Below are 26909 nucleotides of genomic sequence, written 5' to 3'. Positions count from 1 at the left end.
ACAGATTTAAGCTAATAAATGTAAATAGATGGCTCATCCTTTGGACGAGTTTTAAAACGACGATGCAGCCACATATATAAATCAGGCGCTTTCATAATCTCTTTTTCAATAATTTGATTCATATGTGTCGCCGTTTCTGTCGCATTAGCAGAAATAAATGTTTCTACCTTATCTGAAATAGAAATCGTGTAACCACTTCCATCATGATTACGTAGTGGAGTAAAAGCGATAATCGTTGGATCTGCAGATTTAATTAGCAGATGTGTGCCAATAGTTGTAGCCGCCTGAGATACCGCAAAAAATGGAGCAAAAACACTATTTTTAATACCATAATCATGATCAGGAGCATACCAAAGGATATCCCCTTGTTTTAACGCTCTGATCATTTTACGCGTATCAGAACGATCAATGAATGCTTTATTGGATTTTAGTCTCCCTTTCAGCTGAACCCAGTCCAGTAGACGATTATTATGTGCACGGTAAACACCAACTCCTTCATGATATTGACCAAGTATGCGACCACCTAACTCTAATGTTAGAAAATGAACACCAATAAGCAGAACACCTTTTTTAGCCAGTACTGCATTATCTAATTGCTCCAGCCCTTCAACTTTACTCCACTTTCGAATACGTTTATCTGACCAAAACCAGGCCATACCGGTTTCAATCAAGCCCATCCCGACTGACTCAAAGTTATTAATAATAAGCTGGTCAATTTCCTGTTGTGATAAATGAGGAAAACAGGCTCTGATATTTCTTTCCGCTATTTTTACACGTCTTTTTAGAAATTTTTTAGAAAAACGACCAATCATCTTGCCAAAACGAAATAAAACCGGATAAGGAAGTTGAACAAATAAGTAAAGAGTGCCGATGCCAAACCACGTCAACCAATACTTTGGATGAAGTAAAGCCAATGAAAAATGGGGAGTCAAATTATGTGCCTTTTTAAGTGAGGTTCTTGTTATTATTCGAGTAAAAAAAATAGTAACTATCAATATGTAAAGTTAGACTAGTATTAATCAATAAAGTTCTGATCTATTTGTAAAAATCGTTATTTTATTAAAAAAGAAAAATATTTTCTGTCACAAATTCTCCATTATAAGTTGCTTAACAAGATAAAGTGAATACTATTCTTTTTTATTAATATAGAATCACACTCCAGCCCCATTCTTGTCAGAATAAATATCTTCTTATATTATTTGCTTTAAAGAGTACCTAAAATCATGATAAAACTTTTGAGAAACTTTTAACGATATGCAAAAAACACCTGTAATTTCGACACTATTTGCACTGACTTTACTCACCTCTCATTTAGCCGGTGCTAAAGATCCGGTCTATAAAACTAATGAACAGTTAACAGCACAGGCACAGTGGCAACCTAAAGAGGTTATCCGGGATGGTTTTTGTTCCCAAAGTGGAACCTGGTGTCAGCGAGTTTTCTTAGGTATCACAGAAAATAATAAAATCCTGATTCAGGATTTTTATACCGAGCCAGCTACTCATTTACAAAATGTCATTCGTGATGAAAAAACCGGAGAGCTTTTATCTGCCTCTTACGATCCTTATACAGGAATAATCGACAGTAAAATGACCGATCCTTTTACTGTATTAACCGTTGAAGATGCCAGTAACCAACTGTTTTATCTGGAAGATGGCAGAGATGGTCCCTATCGACAATATAATCAATTTGGTGATGTTACCAATGAAGGATCTTTTCAAAACGGCTTAAAACAAGGGGAATGGAAAACCTACTTTTTAGATGGTAATTTTAGCTATGAGCATTATAACAAGGGAAGGCTTGATGGATCTGCGCTGAGTAAAATTGGTAATATCATTTTTGAAGAATCTTATACTAACGGTCAGCTTACAGTTAATAGTCATATTGATATCCCTGACTTTAATCTCCCAATTACCTCTGACCAGTTTTCAAAATACTCTGTTCAAAAATCAGAGATCTACGAGTTTTATTTACCCTCTGAATACCAAAATATGTTGAATCGCTTTAAACAACAAGAGATAGCAACACCAGTCAAAGGAACCCATTTTGGCAGTGAGTTTGTTACTGAGAATTTACGCTATTTAACTCTTGGTACATTTAAAATTGATGATTATTTATATGAGCTCATTGCTTACAACCGTGATGATGATTCTGATATCGTCCTGCTTAATATTCAGCTCAATAGTTATGATCAATCCAGATATGATATTATTGACTCCCTGCTACTAAGTAGCCAGTTTGCTTTTGAAGATATTGAAAGGTACTCGCAGTTCACTATCGATAATAAAACAATCGATATCACCCACTACATTCGCACTATTTTCCGTACTGAGATAATAAACGGTCAGGAAGTCACAATAATGAATGTTGACCCACAACCGGAAGTGTACCAAAAAGAGCAATATCAAATAAAAGATGGGCAATTTATTGTTATTGAACCAGTTAAAAACTAATTATCACCAAAGAGCTTATCGTTATTAATTTGAAAAGATAAAGATGCTGATAGAGAAAAAGAAAAACTAAGAAACTGCTCACTCAGATTTGTGACTTGCCTATCAATTCACATTCATTGATATTGACTCTATAGATTTTTATTGTTACGTTACGACCATAACAGGATTGTAATAGTACTTGGCTTACTACACAAAACCTATTTCCGGATAGACCACTATCCGGAAATAGGTTTTTTCATTTTAGGGCGCTAATAATATGAAAATAAAAAAGATATTGAATAATAGCGTTGTGTTATCACTCGATGCCAATGATAAAGAAATTATCGTTATGGGCAGCGGTATCGCTTATGCTAAAAAAATCGGTGATGATATCGATCCTAAACAAATTACTAAAAAATTTGTGGTCAGTTCTATGGAATACCCACAAAAAATTCTCGATTTATTTAGTGATGTGCCTCTAGAGTGTATCGAACTGACTGATAACATTATCCAATACGCAAAACAGAAAATATCTTTAGAGCTGCATGAGACAGTATATATCTCAATTATTGATCACATTCGGGCCAGTATTGAACGATATAAAGAAGGAATTACGCTCAATAATAAACTATTGTGGGAAATCAAAAATTTCTACAAAGAAGAGTTTGAGATTGGCTTATATGGCTTAAAGCTCATTGAGGAGACTTACCACATCAAAATGCAGGAAGATGAAGCGGGTTTTATCGCCCTGCATATTGTGAGTGCAAGAACCAACGATGATATTCATCAAACCTACGAAGTCACTAATTTTATTCAAAATATTACCAATATTGTGAAGTATCATTTTAATATTGAATATGACCTTGAGTCGCTGTCTTATTACCGTTTTGTGACTCATTTAAAGTTCTTTGCTATCCGTTTATTCTCACAAAGTGAAAGTAATAACAATTTACTCAAAAATGAGTTATTAGACATGATCAAAGAAAAGTATGTCAGGCCGTATTTGTGCAGTTTAAAAATAAAACAATATATTGAAGAAAAGTACCAATATCACTTAGATAACGATGAAATATTATATCTAAGTATTCATATCGCTAAAATTACGGAGGGAAAATAACAGACACAAAATATAAAAAGAGTACATAATAAAATAACTGATTAAAATTATTGAATAATATTATTAAATTCATCGCTGGATAGTAACATTAAGTTGGCTAAACCTTGATTATTTAATCCTAAATCAAAGGTGGCAACATGAATTACCAAGAATTTGCAAATGAGATCATCAACATTGTTGGTGGTGAAAAAAATATAAAATCCCTCGTCCATTGTTCAACCCGCTTACGCTTTACTCTGCATGATGAAAGCAAAGTGAACGATCAAGCTGCAACAGAAAACAAAAAAATCTTATCGGTAGTAAAAAAAGGTGGACAATACCAATTAGTGATTGGTAATGACGTGGATAAAGTGTATAACGAAATCGTTAAACATATCAAAATTGAAGGTTCATCTAAATCAGAAGGCACTAAGCAATCTATCGTCAATAAAGTACTATCGACAATAACCGGTTCTATCGCCCCAGTGATTCCAATACTGGCTGGTGCTGGGATGGGGAAAGTGTTACTCATCGTACTAAATATGCTTGGCATTTTAGATAAAACTCACCAAACCTACTATATTTTAAACTTTATCTTTGATACCGGTTTCTACTTCCTGCCAGTCTTTATCGGTTTTTCCGCTGCTAAAATGTTTAACTGTAATCAGTATTTAGCAGCCTTTGTCTGTTTAACTATGCTCCACCCTAGCTGGGACGCACTCGTCAAACTTGGCAACCCGGTACACTTTTTTGCCATGCCAGTAGAGCTGGTTAAGTACTCATCACAACTGATTCCAGCACTACTGACTGTCTGGGCGATGTCTTACATTGAGAAGTTTGTGTATAAAATTGTGCCTGATATGGTAAAAGTCTTCCTTGCACCACTTTTAGTGGTTCTGATCACTACGCCAATAGCTTTAATTGCAGTGGGCCCTGTTGCCAGTTATTTAGCTCAACTGGTAGCTGATTCAGTCTTGTTCTTACAAGAACATACTGGCTTTATCGCCATTCCAATCCTTGTTATGCTTTACCCTTGGTTAGTTTCTGTTGGACTACATAAAGCCCTAAGCCCAATTACGGTTATGCTGGTACAACAAAAAGGCTATGACCCAATTATTCGTGTTATTGCCCTTTGCTCTAACATGTCACAAGCTGCGGCCGCTTTAGCGGTATCTATTAAATCAAAAAATAAAGAACTTAAACAATTAGCCTTTTCTGCCAGTATTACCGCTTTCTTTGGCGGTATCACAGAACCGGCCATGTATGGTGTTAACTTAAGACTGAAAAAACCCATGTACGCCTGTATGGTTGGTGGTGGTGTAGCGGGTGTTTTTGCCGGAGTCATGAAACTAAAAGCCTTCGTTTATGCAACTCCTGGACTTTTGAGCCTGCCGATGTGGGTGTCTGATGTTGACAATCAAATTGTTAATGCCATTATCACACTTATTATCGCCAGTATTGTGACCTTTATTGCTACGTTTATTATAGGTTTTGATGATCCGGTCAGTGAAAACTTAGCCACTGAAAATAGTACAAATAATGAATCCTCACCAGTTACTCATAAAGGTAATCCGGTAAAACTAACCGCGCCTTTAGCGGGTCAGGTTATCCCTTTAGATAAAGTAAATGATGAGACTTTTGCTTCCGGCATTATGGGAAGTGGGATTGCCGTCATTCCGGAAACAGGCCTTGTCACAGCACCGGGTAATGGGATTGTAGCAGCAACATTTACTTCAGGGCACGCCATCGGCTTAAAGTTGGATAATGATATTGAAATGCTTATTCATGTTGGTATTGATACTGTTGGACTTGATGGTAAATACTTCACAACCAAAGTAGAAAAAGGCCAGAGAATCAAACAAGGCGAAACGTTAATTGAGTTTGACTTAGAGGCCCTAAAACGTGAAGGTTATGACATAACAACGATGATCATTATTACTAATAGCAATGATTATCTGGATATCATCAAAACAGAACAACACGCTGTTGATAAAAATGTAGTACTTATGACAGTATTTTAGATGTTTCGCCCATCTGACTACTCTTGTTGGATGGGCAAATAATAGAGGTTTACACAATGATTTATGCTGATTTACACATACACACCAATCATAGTGATGGTGTATGTGAAATTACTGATGTGCTGGAAAATGCCAGGAGTAAAGGTCTCAAAACACTGGCCATTACCGATCACGACACCACTAATCACTATCCGGAAATATTTAAAGAAGGGAAAAGGCTGGGACTGAACATCATCAAAGGTGTAGAGATGAGCTGCTATGATTTTGATGTGTTTAAGAAAGTCCATATTGTCGGGCTTGGACTCAACCTTGAAACACCAAATGTCGATAGACTCTGTTCGCATACTCTTGCTTGTCGGGATCAGTATCACCGGGAACTCATTTTAGAATTACATCAGCATGGCTATGATATTTGCTATGAGGATGCCAAAAAATTCTCTAAATATAATATCGTTTTTAAAATGAATATCTTTCAGGCCTTAAAAGAAAAATATCCGCAGGAAATGACCAAAGAGAGATATAAAGAACTCTTTGCATCCAAAACCAGTAAAGAGACTGACTTAAAGATGGGGTATATTCCTGTTGCTGAAGGTATTGCCAGTATCATTGCTGATGGCGGAGTACCCATCTTAGCTCACCCTTGTGTCTATGATAATTATGACGAGATCGAAAAATATGTCGGTTTTGGTCTGAAAGGCTTAGAAATTAGCCATTCAAAAATGAAACCGATTGATTATGAAAAAACTCAAATGTATGCGGAAAAATATCAGCTGTTAAAAAGTGGTGGTAGTGATTTTCATGATCCGGCATTGCTTAAGTTTGGGGATTTTGGTTTGACTCAGGAGCAGCTTGAAGAACTAGCTAAAGCTGGGAATATTAAGGTTTATACCAGTTAAATCTAAATGGTGGCCCCTACTGGACTTGAACCAGTGACCAATCGATTATGAGTCGACTGCTCTAACCAACTGAGCTAAGGGGCCATTGTGGTGAGGGCAGGAATTATAATAGAGTTAGAGTAAATTTTCCAGATAATATCGGATAAAAAGTGAAAATCCTGTTCAAATCAGGGCTGAATGAGTAGATTATCAGCATTCACTAGGTGCTAATTTGCGGGGAAATTGTAGTTTTTAATAGCGTAACTCAGCTTAATCTATTATATTGTACCTATTCATTGATTAGTCTCCTTCTCTTGTTATAAGGAAATTTTATGTCTATTAAGAAAATTCTTTTAGTTTCTGCTGTACTTGCTCTGACAGCATGTTCTTCATCTCAATATACCCTATCTTCTGCTGGTGCTAATGTTCAGTTCGTTGATGAAAAACCATCTGAAAGCTGCCAATTCTTAGGAAGAGCCGAAGGAACTCGCGGTAGTTTCTTCTCCGGAACTAAAACTCACAGCCAGTTAATGCGTGACGCTGCAATTGATTTAAGAAACCAGGCAGCACAAATGGGGGGTAACGTAATTCATAATGCGCAAGATGCCTCCATGAAAGTTATTTCAGACATAGCACCAACTGATGCTGTTATGGCGGGTGATGTGTATAAATGCCAGTAGTCATTAGACAAATCTTTTAATAAAAATAGTGCTAATTAAGGCACTATTTTTTTATCTGATAATATTTTCTCTTCAATAAAAATGCTGAAAAAACGATCACTGCTGACACTTTTTCACTATAACACCCAGATATTTGTGATATAAATCACATTTTTAAAACAAACATAAATTTTCAACAGTGATATAGATCACATTTAACCATAAATTGTAATGATTTAATTTTAGACATAACCATACAATGACCATGTTATCAACTGCAATGGAATTCATTATGTCTACATCAAACGTTAAACTGAAAGTGCAAAATTTCGGGCGATTCCTAAGTAATATGGTGATGCCAAATATTGGTGCCTTTATTGCCTGGGGATTTATTACTGCTCTTTTCATTGAGACAGGCTGGTTACCAAATAAAACGTTAGCAGACGCTTTTGTTGGTCCAATGATCTCTTATTTATTACCACTTTTAATTGGTTACACCGGTGGTAAACTTGTTTATGGTGAACGTGGTGCTGTTGTTGGTGCTATTACAACCATGGGGGTAGTTGTTGGTGCAAGTATCCCGATGTTCTTAGGTGCGATGATCGTTGGTCCTTTAGGCGGCTGGGTCATTAAACAATTCGATAAAGCTGTTGATGGTAAAATCAAAAGCGGTTTTGAGATGTTAGTCAATAACTTCTCAGCCGGTATCATCGGTATGTTACTTGCTCTGCTGGCGTTCTATGCTATTGGGCCATTTGTCGTTAGTGCATCGAATGTTCTGGCTTCTGGTGTTAATTTCATGGTTCAGAATAACCTTCTGCCATTAACATCAATTCTGGTTGAACCAGCAAAAATCCTGTTCCTAAATAACGCAATCAACCACGGTGTCTTTACTCCACTTGGCGTACAAGAAGCAGTCACTACCGGTAAATCTATTTTCTTCTTAATCGAAGCAAACCCGGGCCCTGGTCTTGGTTTATTATTGGCTTATATGTTCTTTGGTAAAGGTTCCGCTAAAGGTTCAGCCAGTGGTGCGGCAATTATCCACTTCTTTGGTGGTATTCACGAAATTTACTTCCCGTATGTACTAATGAACCCACGTTTAATCATTGCGGTTATTCTTGGTGGTATGACTGGTGTATTCACGTTAACTCTGTTCAATGCCGGCTTAACAGCTCCAGCATCACCAGGTTCTATCATCGCTGTTCTTGGGATGGCTAAGGGTTCTTATGTTGGTGTGATTACCTCTGTTGTTGCGGCGACTGCAGTATCGTTTGTCGTCTCTGCAATCTTACTGAAAAGTTCTAAAAATGCAGAAAAAACACTGGAAGAAGCACAATCTAATGTGACTGACATGAAAAACGAATCAAAAGGTGTCCAAAACTTTGATCTTGCTAATGTCAGAAAAATCATTGTAGCTTGTGATGCTGGCATGGGTTCAAGCGCAATGGGTGCTGGCGTGTTACGCAAAAAAGTTCACGATGCGGGCTTAAATATTATCGTCAATAACTTAGCGATTAATAGTATCCCGGCTGATGCTGATATTGTGATTACCCATCAAGACTTAACGCTGCGAGCAAGACAATATGCTCCAAATGCTCACCATATTTCACTGACTAACTTCTTAGACAGCAACCTGTATAGTGAACTGGTTGATAGGCTGAAAAAAGCACAAAGCACCAGTGCATCAAGACCAATTGAAGAAAATGCCCCAGTAAATAATGTATTCAAATTATCAGCTAGCAATATCTTCCTAGGCCTTAGTGCCAGCAATAAAGAAGAAGCGATCCGTTTTGCCGGTCAAAAACTGGTTGAAGGAGGCTACGTTGAGCCTGAATATATTGATGCTATGCTTGAAAGAGAAAAACTCACATCAACCTATTTAGGTGAATCTATTGCGGTTCCTCACGGAACGATTGAAGCAAAAGATAAAGTGCTAAAAACAGGTATCGTATTCTGTCAATATCCGGCTGGTGTGCCATTTAGTGACAGTCCGGAAGATCAGGCCAAAATCGTGATTGGTATTGCAGCACGTAATAACGAACACATTCAGGTTATCGCTAAACTAACCAATGCCCTTGACGATAGTGCAGTGATAGAGAAACTGGTCTCAACAAAAAATATTGACGAAGTTCTGGCTATTTTATCTTAAGCAGGAACTGACGATAGTAATTTAGTAAATAAGGGTAAGGTAAAACTTACCCTTTCACTGTTTTAAAATCTCTTAACAGAGATAATCAATAAGGTGTCATTATGAAAGCGTTACATTTTGGTGCAGGAAATATCGGACGAGGATTTATCGGTAAATTACTTTCTGATGCAGGTATCCATGTTACTTTTGCTGATGTTAATCAACAAGTCGTCGATGCTATTGCAACACGTCACGAATATCCCGTTAATGTAGTTGGTGAATATGCCGTAACTGAAACAGTAAAAAATGTTGATGCGATTAGTAGTCTGTCAGATGACGTCTTTAAACAAATTGCTCAGGTTGATTTGATAACTACCGCAGTTGGTCCACAAATCTTAGCTCGCATCGCCGGTAGCGTTGCGCAGGGTTTAGTCCAGCGTTGTAATGATCAGAATACTTCCCCACTTAATATTATCGCTTGTGAAAATATGGTACGTGGAACCAGTCAGTTTAAAGAGTATATCTTTAAAGCGTTACCAGAAAATTATCACGTTTGGGTCAACCAACACGTTGGATTTGTTGATTCAGCTGTTGACCGCATCGTTCCGCCGGCCACCTCTAAAACCGGTGACATTTTAGAAGTAACTGTGGAAACATTCTCAGAATGGATTGTTGATAAAAACCAGTTTAATGGCCCAGTACCAGCAATTAAGGGTATGGAAGTCGTTGATAACCTGATGGCTTTTGTTGAGAGAAAACTGTTCACTCTAAATACCGGGCACGCCATCACGGCTTACCTAGGTTTTTATTTTGGTGTAGAAACTATTCGTGACGCGATTTTAAATGACAAAATCAGAGCCATCGTTCGTCAAGCGATGGAAGAAAGTGGCGCTGTCCTCATCAAACGTTATAATTTTGATGCAAAAAAACATGCAGCTTACATTGATAAAATTCTGTCTCGTTTTGAAAACCCTTATCTGCATGATGATACAGCGCGTGTTGGTCGTCAGCCAATCCGTAAACTGAGTTCTGGTGATCGTCTGATCAAACCATTACTTGGCACCTTTGAATATCATACTGCGAATGATAACTTACTTATTGGTATTGCTGCCGCGCTTAATTATCGTAATCAGGAAGATGAACAAGCTATTGAGCTGGCAGAAAAGATCACTAAATCAGGGGTTGAAGCAGCATTATGTGAAGTTTCAGGTTTAGAAGCTTCTGTTTTAGGGAAAAGTAATCCTGTAGTAAGTAGGGTTGCGCAGATCTATCATTCGATGCAAAATAAGCAGTTTTAATATTAGTGACAAATTTAATGTCAGATACACAACACGAAGATTATATTTTAGAACAGCTTAATCAAAAGCCTGACATCCATGGGCTTTTGATTACAGCCATTGATTTGATTGGCAAAAGTGTCAATAAGCTGATCATGAAAGTCTTTCGTAAAGAACGTCACGCAATTAAATTTGTTATTCCCTCTTTAATTGGGCATAAAGGCCCACTTAACGATCTCTCTGTTCGTCTAAAGTTACTGTATGCCTTAGGTATTATCAGCCGTGAAGAGTATGAAGATATTGAACTGCTCATGGCAATTCTTGATGAGCTGGAAAATGACGAGACATTATATACTTATACAGATGATGAGATTTTAGGCCCAATCAGTCTACTGCACGATATGGTCTTACCCCCTAACCTGCCAATTACCCGCACAGCTACGAGTGAAGTTGGTATTGTCGATTCAATGAAATCATCCATGTATAGCCACCGTTACGAGCAAATGATTCGTTCTGCACTGATCATTGCTATCACCGACTTAACCCTGCGTATCAGCGAAAAACAAAAACATAATTATTTTCCTTAAACACTACTGACATAATGCTGTCAGGAGCACTGCGTTATGATAGTCACAGTAAATGAGATAACACAAAGTAAATCACTCATTTACCCTAATGACATTATTTTTAATTAACAAAATGAAAAGGAAAATCTTATGCAAGTTCGTCGTCCAATTGAATGGTTTGAAATTGTTGTTCGTGATTTTGATCGTGCCGTAAAATTCTATGAAGCTGCTTTTAATGTGCAATTTAATATTGAACAAATGAATGATATGTCTATGGCCATTTTCCCTTATCCGGAAGGACAAACTGGTGGTGCTCTTGTTGCTGGTGAATGTTATAAATCATGTCAGTCGGGCTCTGGTTCTATCGTTATTTACTTACCTGCAGATTCAATTAAGACAACGCTGGCAAAAATAGAACAATTAGGCGGTAAAACAGTAATGCCATGTATGGAAATTGGCGGGAATGGTTATATCGCCCTGTTTACTGACAGTGAGGAAAATACCATTGGACTCTGGTCACCAGTTCCTTAATACTAGAAAAGCTCTGAACGATTATCATTGTTCTGAGCTTTTACCAACATTTAAGTATACCGAGGATAACTATGCGCCGTGCTGACCGACTCTTTCAGATAATTCAGTTTTTAAGAACCCGTCGTCTGACAACGGCTAAATGGCTGGCTGAAAAACTGGAAATTTCAGAAAGAACTGTCTATCGTGATATTCAGGACTTAATGAGTACCGGCGTGCCTATTGATGGTGAGGCCGGTGTTGGTTATGTTCTGCGTAAAGATTATGATCTTCCTCCGTTAATGTTTGATTTAGATGAACTAACGACTCTGGTACTGGGTGCCAGAATGGTGGCAGCTTTAGGCGGTAAAATGAAAACCAATGCTGACAGAGCGCTCTCAAAACTTAATAGTGCCTTGCCTAAAAAACTGCAGGAAGATATCAATAAAATTAAGCTCTACGCACCAAGTTTTAATCGTCTGCATTATGGTGCAATGATCGATTTAATCAATCAGGCCATTATTCAGCATCAGGTGATCTCTATCGATTATCAAAAACCACAAGACGTAGTAGCGGAAAGACGCAAGATCTATCCTTTAGGAGTCTTCTTCTGGAGTGACCGCTGGACGATGGTTGGCTGGTGTACAACGCGTAACGATTTCCGCCACTTTCGTTTAGACCGTATTCTGGAATATACACTACTGGATGAGACATTTAAGCTGGAAAAAGAACAAAGACTGGAAACCTATCTGGCCTCTGTAATCGTCTAAGTTACATTCTAACGGGTACCAGTTTAACTTATTGTTTTAGCAAAGAAAAAAGGTGTTTCCAAATTGAAAACACCATATTTATAACTCATTGATTTTATTGAAGAAATTAATTTAAAATTTCTTTTAACCCATTGATTAAACGCTGGTTTTGCTCAGGCAGACCAATACTGATACGTAAATGGTTTGGCATGCCATAACCCGCAATTGGTCTGACGATAACACCTTTCTGCAATAATTGCTGATAAATAGGTTGTGCCGGTTTACCAAAATCAATGGTAATAAAATTGCCCATTGATGGAATATATGGCAGTTTCTCCTGCTCACAAAACTCAGTAATCAGTTTTAGGCCCGCTAAGTTATTCTCATAAGCCTTAGCCAGATAAGCATCATCAGCCAAAACAGCTTCGGCTGCGACAAGTGCTAAACTATTACAGTTAAATGGCTGACGCACACGATTTAAAATCCCCATAATTTCCGGAGAAGAAACCGCATAACCAATACGCAGTCCGGCAAGTCCATAGGCTTTAGAGAAAGTCCGGCACACAATCAGATTTGGGTACTTATCAACCCATTGTAGTGACGGTGCACGGCGACTGACTGGTGTGAACTCAGTATAGGCTTCATCCAAAACTACCAGTACATTTTCCGGTACCTGTTTAATAAACTGTTCAAGTTCAGCTGATTCAAGGAATGTTCCGGTTGGATTATTTGGATTCGCTACCACAACCAGCTTAGTTTTATCAGTAATTGCAGCAAGCATAGCCGGTAAATCATGGCCCCAGTTTTTAGCCGGAACAACTACCGCTTTAGCATTTAGCGCCTGAGTCACCAGCGGATAGACAATAAAAGCGTACTGAGCAAAAATTACTTCATCTTCATCATGAACAAACGTTCTGGCAATGAGTTCAATTAAGTCATTAGAACCATTACCAAGTGTAATTTGTTCCTGCTTTACTTTAAATTTTTCAGAGATGGCTTTTTTCAGACTAAATCCGTTAGCATCAGGATAGAAAGTGAGCTCATCAAGATGTTTAGTGATTGCCTGCTTGGCACTAGCCGGAAAACCGAGTGGATTTTCATTCGATGCCAGCTTAATAATATCTTTAATACCTAACTCACGCTCCAGTTCTTCAATTGGCTTACCTGCCTGATAAGGTTGAAGTTTACTAATTCCTTTATTCGCCCTGCTTAAATAATCACAACTCATAACTGTTCCTTTTTATTTTCTATTTTAATTTGTTTAACCGTGAGTACGCTCAAATTCCTGCATAAAGGCGATGAGTGCTTTAACCCCGTCAAGATCCATCGCATTATAAATCGATGCTCTCATCCCACCTGCAATTCGGTGACCTTTAATACCAATAATATTTTCCTGTTTTGCCAGTTCAACAAAACGCTTGTCCAGCTCTTCGCCCGGAGACATGAAAGAAACATTCATGATTGAACGATTAGCAACCGAAATATTATTACGATAAAAATCAGACTGATCGATAGCTTTATATAGTAACTGAGCTTTAGCCTGATTCAACTCATGCATCTTCTCAACACCGCCCAGCTGTTTTAACCATTTAAACACCAATCCTGACATATACCAGGCAAATGTTGGCGGCGTATTGAACATAGAATCATACTTAGCCATAATTTGATAATCAAAAATAGATGGTGTGATACGACTTGCTTTACCCAGTAAATCTTCACGCACAATAACAATCGTGAGCCCTGACGGGCCAATATTTTTTTGTGCTCCGGCATAAATCACACCATAACGGCTCACATCAATTGGCTGAGATAAAATAGAAGAAGATAAATCAGCCACTACCACTTTATCTTTAGCAAAAGTGGGATCGTTAAAAATCGCTACACCATCAATCGTCTCATTTGGACAATAATGTATAAAAGCAGCCTCTTTATTTAAATTCCACTCAGACATGGGTTTAAGACCGACTTTACCATCATGTTCAGTACGAATATGTAGTTCATTTACCGTACAATATTTTTGTGCCTCTTCTGCAGCACACTGGCTCCAATAGCCACTATTAATATAGTCAGCTGTTGTTTTATTCCCCAGTAAATTCATTGGCACAGCGGCAAATTGCCCTCTGGCACCGCCCTGACAAAATAAAATTTTATAATTAGCCGGAACAGCTAATAAGTCACGTAAATCTTGCGTAGCTTCAATCGCACAGGCATCAAACTCTTTTCCGCGATGACTAAGTTCCATAACCGATGCGCCGGTATCTTGCCAGTTAAGTAACTCATGTTGTGCCTGTTTTAGCACTTCGTGCGGAAGAATAGCTGGGCCAGCACTGAAATTGTACACTTTATTCATAATGATTTACCAATAGATGAGAAATGAATGTTGAACCACATAGTTTTATCATTGTAATTCATAACTCGCAACAAACTCTTCATAATTTATTTTTATAATGCTCGTCGTTTGATTATTAAAGGAGTTAGGCATATAATTGCTGCCGATCAATTTTTTACCATTTTAGGGGTGTACTATTTTCAGAAAAGTTTCGCGCTTTTACCGCAAATTGTTTCAATCTGAAGTACCTACTGAATTACCTGTCGAAGTTCAACATTCAGAGCAAGAACAACCTTTAGGGAATGTGGTTATTGTTCCCCGGGAACAGCATAATATTTCACGTCAATTAATTAGTGAAAATGCGTTAAAAGTGCTTAATCGTCTTAACAAACAAGGTTACGAAGCTTACCTTGTAGGTGGTTGCGTCCGTGATTTACTGCTGGGACAAACACCAAAAGACTTTGATGTCACCACAAATGCTACACCGGAGCAGGTTCAAAAAGTATTCCGTAACTGCCGTCTGGTCGGACGTCGCTTTAGACTTGCACACATTATGTTTGGTAAAGAAATTATTGAAGTTGCAACATTTCGTGGCGATCATGAAGATGCCAGTAATGACTCTCATGAATCACGTCAGTCAAATACTGGTATGTTACTCAGAGACAACGTATATGGCACTATAGAGCAAGATGCTGTAAGACGCGACTTCACCATTAACAGCCTTTATTATTGTAGTAAAGATTTCACTGTTCGCGATTATTGTGGTGGTTTACAGGATTTGCGTCAGGGTGTTATACGTTTAATTGGAGAGCCGGAAACTCGCTACCGCGAAGATCCTGTGCGAATGCTTAGAGCAGTCAGATTCGCTGCTAAATTAAATATGACTTTAGCACCAGAAACGGCCAAGCCGATCGTTCGCTTAGCGCCGTTATTACAAAATATTCCGGCACCACGTATTTTTGATGAATCATTAAAATTACTGCAATCCGGTTATGGCTATAGTACTTATCAATTACTTCGTGAGTATCATCTGTTTGATCAACTCTTCCCGGTTATCAGTCGTCTGTTTACACCAAAAACGACAACGCATAAAGCAATGCCTGATAACTATATGGAACAGATCCTCGAACAAGTCCTCAAGAATACAGATTACCGTATCAAAAATGATCAGCGCGTAAATCCGGCATTTCTATTTGCTGTGTTCTTATGGTATCCATTAACAGAGCTGACCCAGAAACTGGTGATGGAAAGTGGCCTGCCTTATCATGAGGCGTTCTCTATGGCGGTTAATGACTTGTTACATGAACAAAGTAAAACCATCGCTATACCACGCCGTTTAACAATTATCATGAATGATATCTGGCGCCTGCAAGCTCGTATGACCAAACGTTTTGGCAAACGAGCTTATGTGTTACTTGAACATCCTAAATTCCGTGCGGCTTATGATTTGTTAGAACTTCGCTCTTCTATTGAGAAAGGTGAACTATTGACTTTAGCCAAATGGTGGGATGAATTCCAGCACGCTGATCATGACGAGCAAGAAGCGATGGTTAAAATGCTGGATAAAGAGCCAACGCGTCGTAAACATAGTCCACGTAAATCTCATAAACCAACTAAGGATAAAGCTAAGCAGTAACGCTTTATCTCCATTCAGTTAACATTATCTGTTCAACAATTGAATAGATAATGTGACTTTATTGATTATTCCTTTTGCTAATAATGAATAGACGTTATAATACTGCATCTTTTTATTTGATGCCTTGGTATAGATACGTTACATATGAAAAAATATGTCCCTTCATTGGTCGCAGTCGCTGTATGGGCAACGCTTTATAGTGCCTATAGTCTCGCTAATAACACCGAAGAAAATCGTCCTGAAATTTCTTGCTTAGACCAACAATGTCTGGCTAACGTGCCAGTCTATACTAAACCACTGGTTGAAGGTGACATTAAAACTCTGCCCGTTGAAGTTGAAACCGATACATTTACAGCCAGTGCACCCAACACAGCTGTCTATGAAGGAAACGTTGTCATTACTCAGGGTAATCGGTCAGTAGAAGCTGACAAAGTCACGATTGAAACCAAAGAAGACCAGTCACGTGTCGTGACCATTTCAGGTGATATCAACTACCTTGATAATGTTGTTACTTTACAAGGTGAACAAGCCTCAATGAACTTAGATACTAATGATATTGAAATCAAAAACAGTCAATATCATTTAGTCGGCCGACTGGGTCGTGGTCAGGCAAGCCAGCTTCAGCTAGAAAGTAATCGCTATATTACGTTAAAAGACGGAAGTTTCACTTCTTGCCCAGTCGATGATAACAGCTGGAATATTCAAGGCAGTACAGTTATTCATGATAATGAAGAAGAATTAGTTGAAATCTGGAATGCGGTATTTAAAATCGGTCCGGTTCCTGTGTTGTATTCACCATATTTACAATTCCCGGTTGGTGACCGGCGCCGTTCAGGCCTACTCATACCGTCATTTAACTACGATAGTATTGATGGTGTTAACATCGCCACACCATTCTATTGGAATATCGCCCCTAATTTAGATGCTACTTTTACACCACGTCTTATTCAGCGTCGTGGTGTGCAATTACAAACTGAAGCACGTTATTTAACAAGCCTTGGGCAAGGTGTATTTGCGCTGGATTGGTTACATCATGACTCTTTATATAATAAAGACCGTCGCGATCCTGAAATCGATACTGGTGATAATAAAGAGCGTTGGTTATTCCACTGGGAACATAAAGGACTCATTGACCAAAACTGGCGTATTGAAACGGATATGACTCGTGTAAGTGATGTACGTTACTTCACCGATTTAAGTTCTAATTATGGTTCGATGACAGATGGTTATATTACTCAGCGTTATTTGCTTGGTTATGCTAATAATAACTGGGACGTTGCGTTGAGTTCAAAATCTTTCCAGGTATTTCGTTCAACCTTAAAAGATAATATGTACCGTACTGTGCCACAATTAGATATTCGTTATTACAGTAACCCTTTTGATTCGGTTAAATTTAACACTTATGCTCAGGCAGTACGTTTTACCAGCCCTGGTGTCAGAAACCCGGAGATTACACGTTTACATATTGCACCAACAGTAAGCTATAATGTCTCTAACCAATGGTCTATGTTTAATGCTGATGCTACTTTGTTGGCAACACACTATTATCAGGATGTTCCGGGTAATAACTATTCTGTGCTGCAAAAGGATGTTAACCGCGTTATGCCTCACCTAAATCTGGATGGACGTATTATTTTTGAACGAGATAACATTCCATTCCTTGATGGTTATACACAAACACTCGAACCACGTATTAAATATCAATATATTCCTTATCGTAATCAGTCAAGAATTCAGAATACGGATTCATCATTACTGCAATCTGATTATGCAGGTCTATTCAGGGATCATCTTTATAGTGGTCTGGATCGCATTGCGTCTGCCAACCAACTTTCTACAGGTTTGACTACACGTTTTTATGATAATAATTTAGTTGAACGCTTTAACTTCTCTCTCGGACAGGTTTATTACTTTAATAAATCACGTACTGGTGATCTCAGTTCTCCTCTCGATCAGAATGAAGATACTGGTAGTTTAACCTGGGCTACAGATGGCTTCTGGCGCGTAAATGATAACCTGATTATGCGTGGTGGTCTGCAATACGATACACGTATTGATGAAGTTGCTTTGGCCAACGGTGTTATTGAATATCGTGCCTCACAAAATAAACTGGCACAACTGAGTTATCGTTATGCCAATAAAAACTATATCGATGCCATCGGCCTGATTACTAACTCGCCATATAAACAAGATATTTCACAAGTTGGTTTGATGGCTAGCTGGCCACTTACAGATACATTATCTGTAGTAGGCTCTTACTACTATGACACCAAACTTGAACAATCTTCTGATAGCTTTATTGGTTTCCAGTATAATTCCTGTTGCTGGGGCTTCTCTGTTCAATATGGACGTAAAATTACCGACTGGAATGCTAGTACTCAAACCAGCCAATATGATAATAAACTCTCGTTTAACTTTGAGTTAAGAGGACTTAGCACTAACCGTAACACTACGGCTAAAATGTTAGATTTTGGACTTCTTCCGTACCAATCTGCATTTGAAGAGAACTAAGAATATATAGGAATCTGTATTTAGCTGTTAACGGAACTAATAAACTAAATACAGGTCTAAGTAACTATTGACCATTTATGATAATAACTGAAAATTATGACGCTTAAAAAGAACATCATGACAAATAAACTACGTACTATCGGTTTAATTTTAGGTTTATGTGCAACCAGTATCGCTTTTGCTGCTCCAAGAGTTGTCGATCAGGTTGCAGCAGTAGTAAATAACAATGTCGTTTTAGAAAGTAAAGTTAAGCAGATGTTTAACGATATTAAAGCGTCAACACCGCCACAAAATCTTCCTGATGATGCAGCACTCAGACATCAGGTTATTGAGCGTTTAATTGTCGATAATTTAATTTTACAGCAAGCTGCGCGTTTAAAAATTACCGTTTCTGATGCTGATGTCACTCGGACTATTCAACAAATTGCTAAAGAAAATAACTTAACTGTTGATGAACTACGTGGTCACCTATCCAGTTCCGGTATCAGTTATAACAGCTATCGTGAACGTATTCGTACTGATATGTTAATTGATGAAACGCGTATGACAGAAGTTCGTCGTCGTATTTCAATTACGCCACAAGAAGTCGATTCTTTAGCAAGTACTCTGGCTAAACAACCGGCTAATAATATAGAAGTCAATATCAGTCATATTTTGCTCGCCTTACCTGAAAATCCAAGTAAAGCACAAGTTACAGCAGCAACAGAAAAAGCCCAAAATATTATTTCACAGCTTCGTAATGGTGGTAACTTTGCCCGCTTAGCTGCAACTTACTCAAATGATGAGGCGGCATTGTCAGGTGGTAGCTTAGGCTGGCAAAAAGTGAGCGAATTACCAACGCTGTTTGAAGGTAAAGTTATTCAGGCACAAAAAGGCGATATTATTGGTCCTATCCGTTCTGGTGTTGGTTTCCATATTTTAAAAGTGGATAACACACGTGGTGAAACCCAGCAACCAATCACTGTGCTTGAAGTTAATGCTCGTCATATTCTGATCAAAACCAATGTGCTGGTCACTGATGATCAGGCAAAAAATCAGCTTGCTGATATGCGTCAACAAATTGTGAATAATCAGGCAACCTTTGAAGAGTTAGCGAAAGCCTTTTCTGAAGATCCAGGTTCAGCTGAAAAAGGTGGTGAACTTGGCTGGAATATGCCTGAGCGCTACGATGAAGCCTTTAGAAATGCCCTGCTTAAACTGAAAAAAGGTGAAATCAGCCAACCGATTAAATCTGCTTTTGGCTGGCACTTAATCCAGTTACTGGATACACGTAAAGAAGATCGCACCGATTTAGCTCAGAAGGAAAAGGCTTATCGCTTAATCTTTAATCGTAAGTTCAGTGAAGAGTTACAAATCTGGATTCAGGAATTACGTGCTGATGCTTATGTAAAAATTATTGGCGAAGACAATGAATAATCGTGTACATCAGGGGCATTTTGCCAGAAAACGTTTTGGTCAAAACTTTTTACATGATGACTATATTATTGAAAGTATTGTGGCTGCTATTCAGCCTAAAAACGGCCAAGCTCTGGTTGAAATTGGCCCGGGTCTGGCCGCACTAACCTTACCCGTTGCTCGTCAGGTCGATCATTTAACTGTAATTGAAATTGACCGTGATTTAGCAGCACGTCTGGCGACCCATCCAAAACTAGGCGATAAGCTGACAATCATTCAACAAGACGCTATGACCATTAATTTTGATGAACTCGCTAAACAGGCAGGTCAGCCTTTACGTATATTTGGTAACCTTCCTTACAATATTTCTACACCTTTGATGTTTCATCTATTCAGCTATTATGATGCGATTGCAGATATGCATTTTATGTTGCAAAAAGAAGTGGTTAATCGTTTAGTTGCAGCACCAAATAGCAAAGCCTACGGACGACTCAGTGTCATGGCGCAATATTATTGCCAAATCATTCCAGTCCTAGAAGTACCACCAACTGCATTTAAGCCGGCACCAAAAGTTGATTCAGCAGTTGTACGTTTAGCGCCGCATGCGATGATTCCTAATCCGGTTAAAGACATTAAAGTACTTGGCCATATTACCACTCAGGCATTTAACCAGCGCCGTAAAACCATTCGTAACAGTTTAGGTCAGCTCTTTACTGCAGAGCAATTTGATAGTTTAAATATCGATGCCAATCTGCGAGCAGAAAACCTGTCCGTTGCACAATATTGTGCACTCGCTAACGCTTATATACCTGCTTAGTTCCCGGAGCACTTATCATGGCAAATTTACTCATTGGTGATGTTCACGGTTGTTATGATGAGCTGATGCGTGTACTGGAAAAAGCAGAATATAGTGATAGTGATATCATCTGGTTTACCGGTGACTTAGTTGCCAGAGGTGAAAAATCACTGGAAGTATTACGTTTTGTAAAATCCCTTGGTTCTAAAGCAAGAATGACACTAGGCAATCATGACCTAAACCTGCTGGCTATCTATGCCGGAATCAGTAAAAATAAATCGAAAGATCATCTTACTCCGGTACTCACTGCTCCTGATTGTGACGAGCTAATTAACTGGTTACGTCGTCAGCCCGTACTACAAATCGATGAAGAATTAAAACTTATCATGGCACATGCCGGTCTGAGTCCACAATGGGATCTTGAGACAGCTAAGAAATGTGCCAAAGATTTAGAAGCTATCTTATCCAGCGATAGTTACCCTTTCTTTCTGGATGCGATGTATGGCGATCTGCCTGACTTCTGGACTTCTGAATTACAAGGCGTAGAGCGTTTGCGCTATATTGCCAACGCTTTTACTCGTATGCGCTACTGCAATTTAGATGGCCGCTTAGATATGTATTATAAAGAATCCCCACCAGAGGCTCCGGGTAAATTAAAACCCTGGTTTATGTTACTGGAAAATAGTGATTACTATCCAAAGTACAGTATCGCTTTTGGCCACTGGGCTTCTTTAAATGGCAAATATACTCCGGAAGGCATCTATGCACTTGATACCGGTTGCTGCTGGGGCGGAAAGCTTACTTGTTTACGCTGGGAAGATAAGCAATATTTCAAAAAACGAGCCTATAAAAAGTAACATTCTATCGTTCTGTGCTGTTGTATAACTGTAGATAGATAACAAACCTACTCTTTTCATCATTTTCATGTATGATGAATCATCTCAATAAAAAAGGTCAGCCAGATATTATGAGTTTTTGGAAAGTCATTGGTAAAATTTTTAAATTCGCGTGGAAAGCTCTCAATCTAATTCGCGAAATTATTATGAATATCTTCTTTTTAATCTTTATCCTGCTTTTTATTGGCTTATGGGGATTAATTACAGAACAAGAGAATTCCTCTTTTATTCCACAAGAAGGTGTCTTAGTTTTAAATATTCAGGGCTCAATTGTTGATAGCCCGATATATGATGATGAATTTTATAAACTACGTAATAAATTTTCTGGTGAAAATGTCGATTTAACGCGTGAAAATAGCTTATTTACATTAACACAGAAAATTCACCAAGCCACTTACGATAATAATATTCAAGGCATTATTCTTGAACTGGACAATTTTACCGGAACTAACCTCACCTCTTTACAATATATTGGTAAATATCTGGAGGAGTTTCGTGCTAATGACAAAGCTGTTTATGCAATTGGATCTTCTTACGATCAGGCTCAATACTATCTGGCAAGTTTTGCTGATAAAATTTATTTAACACCTATGGGTAGTGTGAATGTTTACGGCTTTTCTGCAAACAGTCTTTACTACAAAACCTTACTGGATAACCTTGATGTTAAAGTAAATGTTTTCCGTGTTGGTACTTATAAGTCAGCTGTTGAACCTTTCCTGCGTGATAATATGTCTGAAGAATCACGAGCAAATACGCGTCGCTGGTTAGAAACAATGTGGAACAGTTATCTGGAAGATACCGCAGATAATCGTGAAATGTTTGCTAATGAACTGGTGCCAGAACCAACAGTAATGCTATCTAAGCTAAGACAACTTTCTGGTGATCTCACTCAATATGCTTTAAACAATAATCTTGTCGATGAGATTGTATCTACATCTGAATTTGGTCAGGAGATGGATAACTTATTTAGTTATAGTCCAAGACTTAGCTTCTACGATTATGTGTTAAATACACCTGAAGAAGTTTTAAATCAAAATTCAGAAATTGCCATTGTCTTTGTGAACGGAGCAATTACCGGCGGTAGTAATACAGAAAGCAATGCAGGTAGTTATACTATTACCGGGCAATTACAATCAATCAGAGATAATGATCATATTAAAGCTGTGGTGGTTCGTATCGATAGCCCTGGTGGTAGTGTAGATGCGTCAGAAGCTATTCGTAGTGAAATTAAGGCTATCAGAGATACAGGCACACCCGTTGTAGTTTCTATGGGCAGTATGGCCGCTTCAGGCGGTTACTGGATAGCCAGTGAATCGGATTATATTGTTGCCAGTCCAAATACGATAACAGGTTCTATTGGTATTTTTGGTATTATCCCTACATTTGAAAAAACACTTGATTCTGTCGGGATTCACACTGATGGCGTATCCACATCTCCACTGGCGGATCTGGCATTTACCAAAGAGCTCAATCCGCTGCAAAATGAATTAATGCAATTAAGTATTGAAAATGGCTATCAATCTTTTGTGAATATTGTCGCCAAGGCCAGAGGTCTTACTCTTGATCAGGTAGAAAAAGTTGCACAAGGACAAGTCTGGATTGGTACTGATGCGAAGAGCTTTAATCTGGTTGATCAACTAGGTGATTTTGATGATGCACTCAATAAAGCTGCTGAACTTGCACACATCAATGAATATAGAATTAACTGGTTAAAACCGGAAATGAACTGGTTTAATACTGTATTTGGTAATATCTCAGCTTCACTACCAAAATCATTAGCAGAAATGATTTACACACAATTACCAATATCTAAACAATTAAAGCAGCAAACAGAATTGTGGAACAATCTGACTGATTCACAAAACCGCTACATTTATTGTTTAAACTGTGCCGATGTGAATTAATTTACCCAATAAAAATAAAGGCGCTAAAAGCGCCTTTATTTTTGATTAACTTAAAACTATTTAAGTAACGATTTATACTGACTAAGGGTCTTATCATCCCAGACACTACATTGTACGTGGCCAATATGATCAAGTTGCAGTAATAGCATGGTTAAACGAGACTGACCAATACCACCACCAATTGTTTGGACTAAATTGCCACTCATTAGTGCTTTATGCCAGTCAAAAGCTAAACGGCCTTCATCATTAGTTAAAGATAGCTGACGTTGCAGTGCTTCTGGGTTCACACGAATCCCCATGGAAGAAAGCTCGAATGCCATTTTAAGCACAGGGTTCCAAACTAAAATATCACCATTTAAGCCAACATGCCCTTCTTCATTTTTGGTACTCCAATCATCATAATCAGGAGCACGAGCATCATGAGAATTATTATTTGATAACTTACCACCAATACCAATTAAGAATACTGCGCCATATTCTTTGGTAATTGCATTTTCACGCTCTTTAGGCGTCAAATCAGGATAACGTTGCAATAGTGATTCACTGTCAATAAAAGTAATAGTTTCAGGTAAGAACGGTTTCAAACCATATTTATCATTAACCGCTTTTTCAGTTGCTTTGATAGCTGCATAGATATTTTTTACTGTTGATTTTAAGTAGCTAATTGTTCTGTCGCTCGGTGAAATCACTTTTTCCCAGTCCCATTGGTCGACATAAACTGAATGTAATGGTGATAAGGCATCTTCATCAGGGCGCAGTGCAACCATGTGTGTATAAAGGCCTTCTCCAATATCAAATTGATTTTCACTCAGGGTTCTGCGCTTCCACTTAGCTAATGAGTGAACAACTTCAAATTCTGCCTGAGGAATTGTTTTTACTCGAACTTGTACTGCTTTTTCTTTACCGGATAGATTATCTTGTACCCCATCACCAATGCGACTTAAAATTGGAGCCTGAACTTCAACTAATGACAATTTATCAGCAAGTTGCTGTGAAAAAAATGATTTAACAAACACGATTTTTTGTTGTTGTTCTATAAAAGATGCGCGCATAGGGTCCCTTAAAAATGGTTCAATTTAAATTTGTTCGTCGTATAAAATAAACCAGATATCACAATTATTCAAATCTATTGCGAGAATAAATAATCCAATAGGTATTTATTTAGATTTTTAAGTTTATTTTTAGCTTATCAATGATGTATTAATGATCATAAAGGCCTTGTTTTTAAGAAAACACTCAAAATCAAAAAAAACATAACCCATTGATTAATAAACAGTTTTATTTTATTAAGTTATTATTATTCAACAACTTAACTAATTAAAGAATATCTGAGCAAATTCCGACTAATCAAGAACCCACTCTTTCATTCCCGGATTAAAATAGCATTCAAAAAAATAGCGCCTCAACAAAAGGCGCTATTTCCAGCTAATTATAAAATATTATTTATATTTACGCATAACAAGTGTTGCGTTCGTACCACCAAATCCAAAGCTGTTTGACATGACAGTCGTCAATGCTTTTTCAACTGGTTTAGTGACGATATTCATATTTTTAGCATGTTCATCAAGTTCATCAATATTGATACTTGGTGCAATAAAACCATTTTCAAGCATCAGTAATGAGTAAATCGCTTCCTGAACACCAGCAGCACCCAGTGAGTGACCTGTCATTGATTTAGTTGATGATATCGCCGGAACGTTATCACCAAAAACTTCAGCAATCGCACCTAGTTCTTTTACATCACCAACTGGTGTTGATGTACCATGCACGTTGATGTATTCAATTGGTGTATCAACGTTTTCAATTGCCATTCTCATACAACGAACCGCACCTTCACCTGATGGTGCAACCATATCTGCACCGTCTGATGTTGCCCCGTAACCTACAATTTCTGCATAAATATGTGCACCACGAGCAAGAGCATGTTCAAGTTCTTCAACCACTAACATACCGCCGCCGCCAGCGATAACAAAACCATCACGGTTAGCATCATAAGCACGAGAAGCCTTAGTTGGCTCATCATTATATTTAGTTGATAACGCACCCATCGCGTCAAACTCACAAGACATTTCCCAGCAAAGTTCTTCACCACCACCAGCAAAAACAATATCTTGTTTGCCAAGTTGAATCAGCTCTGCTGCATGACCGATACAGTGAGCAGAGGTCGAACACGCTGAACTAATTGAATAGTTTACGCCTTTAATTTGATAGAAAGTTGCCAGACAAGCTGATACGCCTGAAGCCATTGATTTAGTCACAGCATATGGACCAACGCCACGCAGGCCTTTCTCTTTCATACCCGCTGCTGCTGCGTATTGAGCTTTAGCAGAACCTGTACCAGAACCAACAACGATGCCTGAACGAGGATTAGAAATTTGCTCAGGAGAAAGTTTTGCATCTGCAATCGCTTCTTGCATAGAAAGATAAGCATAAATTGACGCATCACCCATAAATCGAACCATTTTGCGATCAATTAAACCAGTTGTATCTAATTTAACATTACCCCAAACATGACTACGCATTCCGGCTTCTTTCATTTCTTCTGAAAATGTCAGACCTGATTTTCCTGTTTTTAGTGAAGCCAAGACTTCTTTTGCATTATTTCCGATACTAGAAAGAATGCCAAGTCCTGTAATTACAACTCTTTTCATTCATTACTCCCAATTATATGTGCTCTGTGCACACGAAAAATTAGGCTGATTATAGCGTACACTTGTACGCTGAACAACTAAATTTAGTCTCTGAATGAAAATTCCCATTAAATTATGCTATGATTTACCCTAAAATTTATTTAGATAAGGGCTCTATTTTGCAACCAGATAATTTACAACAATTTATTATCCAAAAAATTGAAGATATTAAAGGTAAAGATATCGTGACTCTTGATGTAAGAGGCAAATCAAGCATCACTGATTACATGATTATTTGTACTGGTACTTCAAATCGCCACGTTTCCTCTATTGCTGATAATATCATTGAAGAAGCGAAAAAAGCTGGCCTTTTAGTTCTTGGTAGTGAAGGACAAGCTGATGCAGACTGGATTGTTGTAGATCTGGATAACGTTATTGTGCACGTTATGCAAGAAGAGAGCCGTCAGTTATATGAACTTGAGAAGCTTTGGGGTTAATTAA

22 protein-coding genes and 1 tRNA gene are annotated in these 26909 nt (G+C 38.1%); 17 read left to right on the top strand and 6 right to left on the bottom strand.

What is annotated here, in order from left to right; translation table 11 throughout:
• Positions 1 to 11: 11 nt before the first annotated feature.
• Complete coding sequence (gene lpxL, locus IPMB12_RS08245) at positions 12 to 932, bottom strand: LpxL/LpxP family Kdo(2)-lipid IV(A) lauroyl/palmitoleoyl acyltransferase (RefSeq protein WP_166916709.1); 921 nt, start codon at positions 930 to 932, stop codon at positions 12 to 14.
• A gap of 322 nt (positions 933 to 1254) precedes the next feature.
• Between lpxL and IPMB12_RS08240 the strand changes: the two genes are divergently transcribed.
• The 4 genes from IPMB12_RS08240 (at position 1255) to IPMB12_RS08225 (ending at position 6443) form a co-directional block, all read left to right on the top strand.
• Entirely contained in the window at positions 1255 to 2451 is a 1197-nt protein-coding gene (locus IPMB12_RS08240) for a toxin-antitoxin system YwqK family antitoxin (protein WP_166916707.1), read from the top strand.
• 256 nt (positions 2452 to 2707) lie between these two features.
• Positions 2708 to 3547 (top strand): BglG family transcription antiterminator LicT, encoded by an 840-nt coding sequence (gene licT / locus IPMB12_RS08235; RefSeq protein ID WP_166916705.1) that lies wholly within the window; start codon positions 2708 to 2710, stop codon positions 3545 to 3547.
• A gap of 137 nt (positions 3548 to 3684) precedes the next feature.
• A complete protein-coding gene (locus IPMB12_RS08230) occupies positions 3685 to 5547 on the top strand; it encodes a beta-glucoside-specific PTS transporter subunit IIABC (protein ID WP_166916703.1) in 1863 nt (620 codons plus the stop codon).
• 56 nt (positions 5548 to 5603) lie between these two features.
• Positions 5604 to 6443, top strand: coding sequence for a PHP domain-containing protein (locus IPMB12_RS08225; RefSeq protein ID WP_166916702.1), 840 nt, complete (start codon positions 5604 to 5606; stop codon positions 6441 to 6443).
• Positions 6444 to 6450: 7 nt separating this feature from the next.
• Here IPMB12_RS08225 and IPMB12_RS08220 read toward each other — a convergent pair.
• Positions 6451 to 6527, bottom strand: a tRNA-Ile gene (locus IPMB12_RS08220).
• 227 nt (positions 6528 to 6754) lie between these two features.
• On the opposite strand from IPMB12_RS08220, the gene IPMB12_RS08215 reads away from it, so the two are divergent.
• The 6 genes from IPMB12_RS08215 (at position 6755) to IPMB12_RS08190 (ending at position 12332) form a co-directional block, all read left to right on the top strand.
• Positions 6755 to 7102, top strand: coding sequence for a DUF4156 domain-containing protein (locus IPMB12_RS08215; RefSeq protein WP_166916700.1), 348 nt, complete (start codon positions 6755 to 6757; stop codon positions 7100 to 7102).
• 271 nt (positions 7103 to 7373) lie between these two features.
• On the top strand, positions 7374 to 9233 hold the full coding sequence (locus IPMB12_RS08210) for a PTS mannitol transporter subunit IICBA (protein ID WP_166916698.1): 1860 nt from the start codon (positions 7374 to 7376) through the stop codon (positions 9231 to 9233).
• Positions 9234 to 9334: 101 nt separating this feature from the next.
• On the top strand, positions 9335 to 10510 hold the full coding sequence (locus tag IPMB12_RS08205) for a mannitol-1-phosphate 5-dehydrogenase (RefSeq protein ID WP_166916696.1): 1176 nt from the start codon (positions 9335 to 9337) through the stop codon (positions 10508 to 10510).
• 17 nt (positions 10511 to 10527) lie between these two features.
• A complete protein-coding gene (locus IPMB12_RS08200; protein ID WP_166916694.1) occupies positions 10528 to 11076 on the top strand; it encodes an MltR family transcriptional regulator in 549 nt (182 codons plus the stop codon).
• Between the two features lie 129 nt (positions 11077 to 11205).
• A complete protein-coding gene (locus tag IPMB12_RS08195) occupies positions 11206 to 11586 on the top strand; it encodes a VOC family protein (protein ID WP_166916692.1) in 381 nt (126 codons plus the stop codon).
• A 71-nt stretch (positions 11587 to 11657) separates the two neighbouring features.
• Entirely contained in the window at positions 11658 to 12332 is a 675-nt protein-coding gene (locus tag IPMB12_RS08190; protein ID WP_166916690.1) for a helix-turn-helix transcriptional regulator, read from the top strand.
• Between the two features lie 106 nt (positions 12333 to 12438).
• Here the strand turns inward: IPMB12_RS08190 and hisC are convergent, their stop codons facing one another.
• Positions 12439 to 13539 carry a histidinol-phosphate transaminase gene (hisC, locus tag IPMB12_RS08185; protein WP_166916688.1) on the bottom strand — a complete coding sequence of 367 codons (1101 nt, stop codon included), beginning with the start codon at positions 13537 to 13539 and terminating at the stop codon, positions 12439 to 12441.
• Positions 13540 to 13572: 33 nt separating this feature from the next.
• Positions 13573 to 14661, bottom strand: a complete 1089-nt coding sequence (gene serC / locus IPMB12_RS08180; protein WP_166916686.1) for a 3-phosphoserine/phosphohydroxythreonine transaminase — start codon at positions 14659 to 14661, stop codon at positions 13573 to 13575.
• 175 nt (positions 14662 to 14836) lie between these two features.
• Between serC and pcnB the strand changes: the two genes are divergently transcribed.
• From pcnB to sppA, 6 genes are all read left to right on the top strand, one after another.
• Positions 14837 to 16276, top strand: coding sequence for a polynucleotide adenylyltransferase PcnB (gene pcnB / locus IPMB12_RS08175; RefSeq protein WP_166917746.1), 1440 nt, complete (start codon positions 14837 to 14839; stop codon positions 16274 to 16276).
• 144 nt (positions 16277 to 16420) lie between these two features.
• Complete coding sequence (gene lptD, locus IPMB12_RS08170; RefSeq protein ID WP_166916684.1) at positions 16421 to 18787, top strand: LPS assembly protein LptD; 2367 nt, start codon at positions 16421 to 16423, stop codon at positions 18785 to 18787.
• Between the two features lie 117 nt (positions 18788 to 18904).
• Positions 18905 to 20203, top strand: coding sequence for a peptidylprolyl isomerase SurA (surA, locus tag IPMB12_RS08165; protein ID WP_166916682.1), 1299 nt, complete (start codon positions 18905 to 18907; stop codon positions 20201 to 20203).
• Positions 20196 to 20999: a 16S rRNA (adenine(1518)-N(6)/adenine(1519)-N(6))-dimethyltransferase RsmA gene (rsmA, locus tag IPMB12_RS08160; RefSeq protein WP_166916680.1), complete on the top strand. Its 804-nt coding sequence runs from the start codon at positions 20196 to 20198 to the stop codon at positions 20997 to 20999. The genes surA and rsmA overlap by 8 nt, the downstream gene beginning before the upstream one ends.
• Positions 21000 to 21016: 17 nt before the next feature.
• Complete coding sequence (gene apaH / locus IPMB12_RS08155; RefSeq protein ID WP_166916678.1) at positions 21017 to 21835, top strand: bis(5'-nucleosyl)-tetraphosphatase (symmetrical) ApaH; 819 nt, start codon at positions 21017 to 21019, stop codon at positions 21833 to 21835.
• 110 nt (positions 21836 to 21945) lie between these two features.
• Positions 21946 to 23778: a signal peptide peptidase SppA gene (gene sppA / locus IPMB12_RS08150; protein ID WP_166916676.1), complete on the top strand. Its 1833-nt coding sequence runs from the start codon at positions 21946 to 21948 to the stop codon at positions 23776 to 23778.
• Positions 23779 to 23834: 56 nt separating this feature from the next.
• Here the strand turns inward: sppA and asnA are convergent, their stop codons facing one another.
• Both asnA and fabB read right to left on the bottom strand, forming a co-directional pair.
• Positions 23835 to 24830 carry an aspartate--ammonia ligase gene (asnA, locus tag IPMB12_RS08145; RefSeq protein ID WP_166916674.1) on the bottom strand — a complete coding sequence of 332 codons (996 nt, stop codon included), beginning with the start codon at positions 24828 to 24830 and terminating at the stop codon, positions 23835 to 23837.
• 387 nt (positions 24831 to 25217) lie between these two features.
• Positions 25218 to 26429: a beta-ketoacyl-ACP synthase I gene (gene fabB / locus IPMB12_RS08140; RefSeq protein WP_166916672.1), complete on the bottom strand. Its 1212-nt coding sequence runs from the start codon at positions 26427 to 26429 to the stop codon at positions 25218 to 25220.
• 158 nt (positions 26430 to 26587) lie between these two features.
• On the opposite strand from fabB, the gene rsfS reads away from it, so the two are divergent.
• Complete coding sequence (gene rsfS, locus IPMB12_RS08135; protein ID WP_166916670.1) at positions 26588 to 26905, top strand: ribosome silencing factor; 318 nt, start codon at positions 26588 to 26590, stop codon at positions 26903 to 26905.
• The last annotated feature ends 4 nt before the right edge of the window (positions 26906 to 26909 follow it).

The sequence above is a fragment of the Zophobihabitans entericus genome (assembly GCF_011745665.1).
GTDB classification, from domain to species: Bacteria; Pseudomonadota; Gammaproteobacteria; order Enterobacterales; family Orbaceae; genus Zophobihabitans; species Zophobihabitans entericus.
Note: the sequence above shows the minus strand (reverse complement) of the source record. Positions and strands in the feature narration are given on the sequence as shown.

What these genes read in the sequence shown, in the direction of transcription:
- IPMB12_RS08240 (WP_166916707.1), top strand. Translation starts at nt 1,255, where the DNA reads ATGCAAAAAACACCTGTAATTTCGACACTATTTGCACTGACTTTACTC.
- licT (WP_166916705.1), top strand. Translation starts at nt 2,708, where the DNA reads ATGAAAATAAAAAAGATATTGAATAATAGCGTTGTGTTATCACTCGAT.
- IPMB12_RS08230 (WP_166916703.1), top strand. Translation starts at nt 3,685, where the DNA reads ATGAATTACCAAGAATTTGCAAATGAGATCATCAACATTGTTGGTGGT.
- IPMB12_RS08225 (WP_166916702.1), top strand. Translation starts at nt 5,604, where the DNA reads ATGATTTATGCTGATTTACACATACACACCAATCATAGTGATGGTGTA.
- IPMB12_RS08215 (WP_166916700.1), top strand. Translation starts at nt 6,755, where the DNA reads ATGTCTATTAAGAAAATTCTTTTAGTTTCTGCTGTACTTGCTCTGACA.
- IPMB12_RS08210 (WP_166916698.1), top strand. Translation starts at nt 7,374, where the DNA reads ATGTCTACATCAAACGTTAAACTGAAAGTGCAAAATTTCGGGCGATTC.
- IPMB12_RS08205 (WP_166916696.1), top strand. Translation starts at nt 9,335, where the DNA reads ATGAAAGCGTTACATTTTGGTGCAGGAAATATCGGACGAGGATTTATC.
- IPMB12_RS08200 (WP_166916694.1), top strand. Translation starts at nt 10,528, where the DNA reads ATGTCAGATACACAACACGAAGATTATATTTTAGAACAGCTTAATCAA.
- IPMB12_RS08195 (WP_166916692.1), top strand. Translation starts at nt 11,206, where the DNA reads ATGCAAGTTCGTCGTCCAATTGAATGGTTTGAAATTGTTGTTCGTGAT.
- IPMB12_RS08190 (WP_166916690.1), top strand. Translation starts at nt 11,658, where the DNA reads ATGCGCCGTGCTGACCGACTCTTTCAGATAATTCAGTTTTTAAGAACC.
- hisC (WP_166916688.1), bottom strand. Translation starts at nt 13,539, where the DNA reads ATGAGTTGTGATTATTTAAGCAGGGCGAATAAAGGAATTAGTAAACTT.
- serC (WP_166916686.1), bottom strand. Translation starts at nt 14,661, where the DNA reads ATGAATAAAGTGTACAATTTCAGTGCTGGCCCAGCTATTCTTCCGCAC.
- lptD (WP_166916684.1), top strand. Translation starts at nt 16,421, where the DNA reads ATGAAAAAATATGTCCCTTCATTGGTCGCAGTCGCTGTATGGGCAACG.
- surA (WP_166916682.1), top strand. Translation starts at nt 18,905, where the DNA reads ATGACAAATAAACTACGTACTATCGGTTTAATTTTAGGTTTATGTGCA.
- rsmA (WP_166916680.1), top strand. Translation starts at nt 20,196, where the DNA reads ATGAATAATCGTGTACATCAGGGGCATTTTGCCAGAAAACGTTTTGGT.
- apaH (WP_166916678.1), top strand. Translation starts at nt 21,017, where the DNA reads ATGGCAAATTTACTCATTGGTGATGTTCACGGTTGTTATGATGAGCTG.
- sppA (WP_166916676.1), top strand. Translation starts at nt 21,946, where the DNA reads ATGAGTTTTTGGAAAGTCATTGGTAAAATTTTTAAATTCGCGTGGAAA.
- asnA (WP_166916674.1), bottom strand. Translation starts at nt 24,830, where the DNA reads ATGCGCGCATCTTTTATAGAACAACAACAAAAAATCGTGTTTGTTAAA.
- fabB (WP_166916672.1), bottom strand. Translation starts at nt 26,429, where the DNA reads ATGAAAAGAGTTGTAATTACAGGACTTGGCATTCTTTCTAGTATCGGA.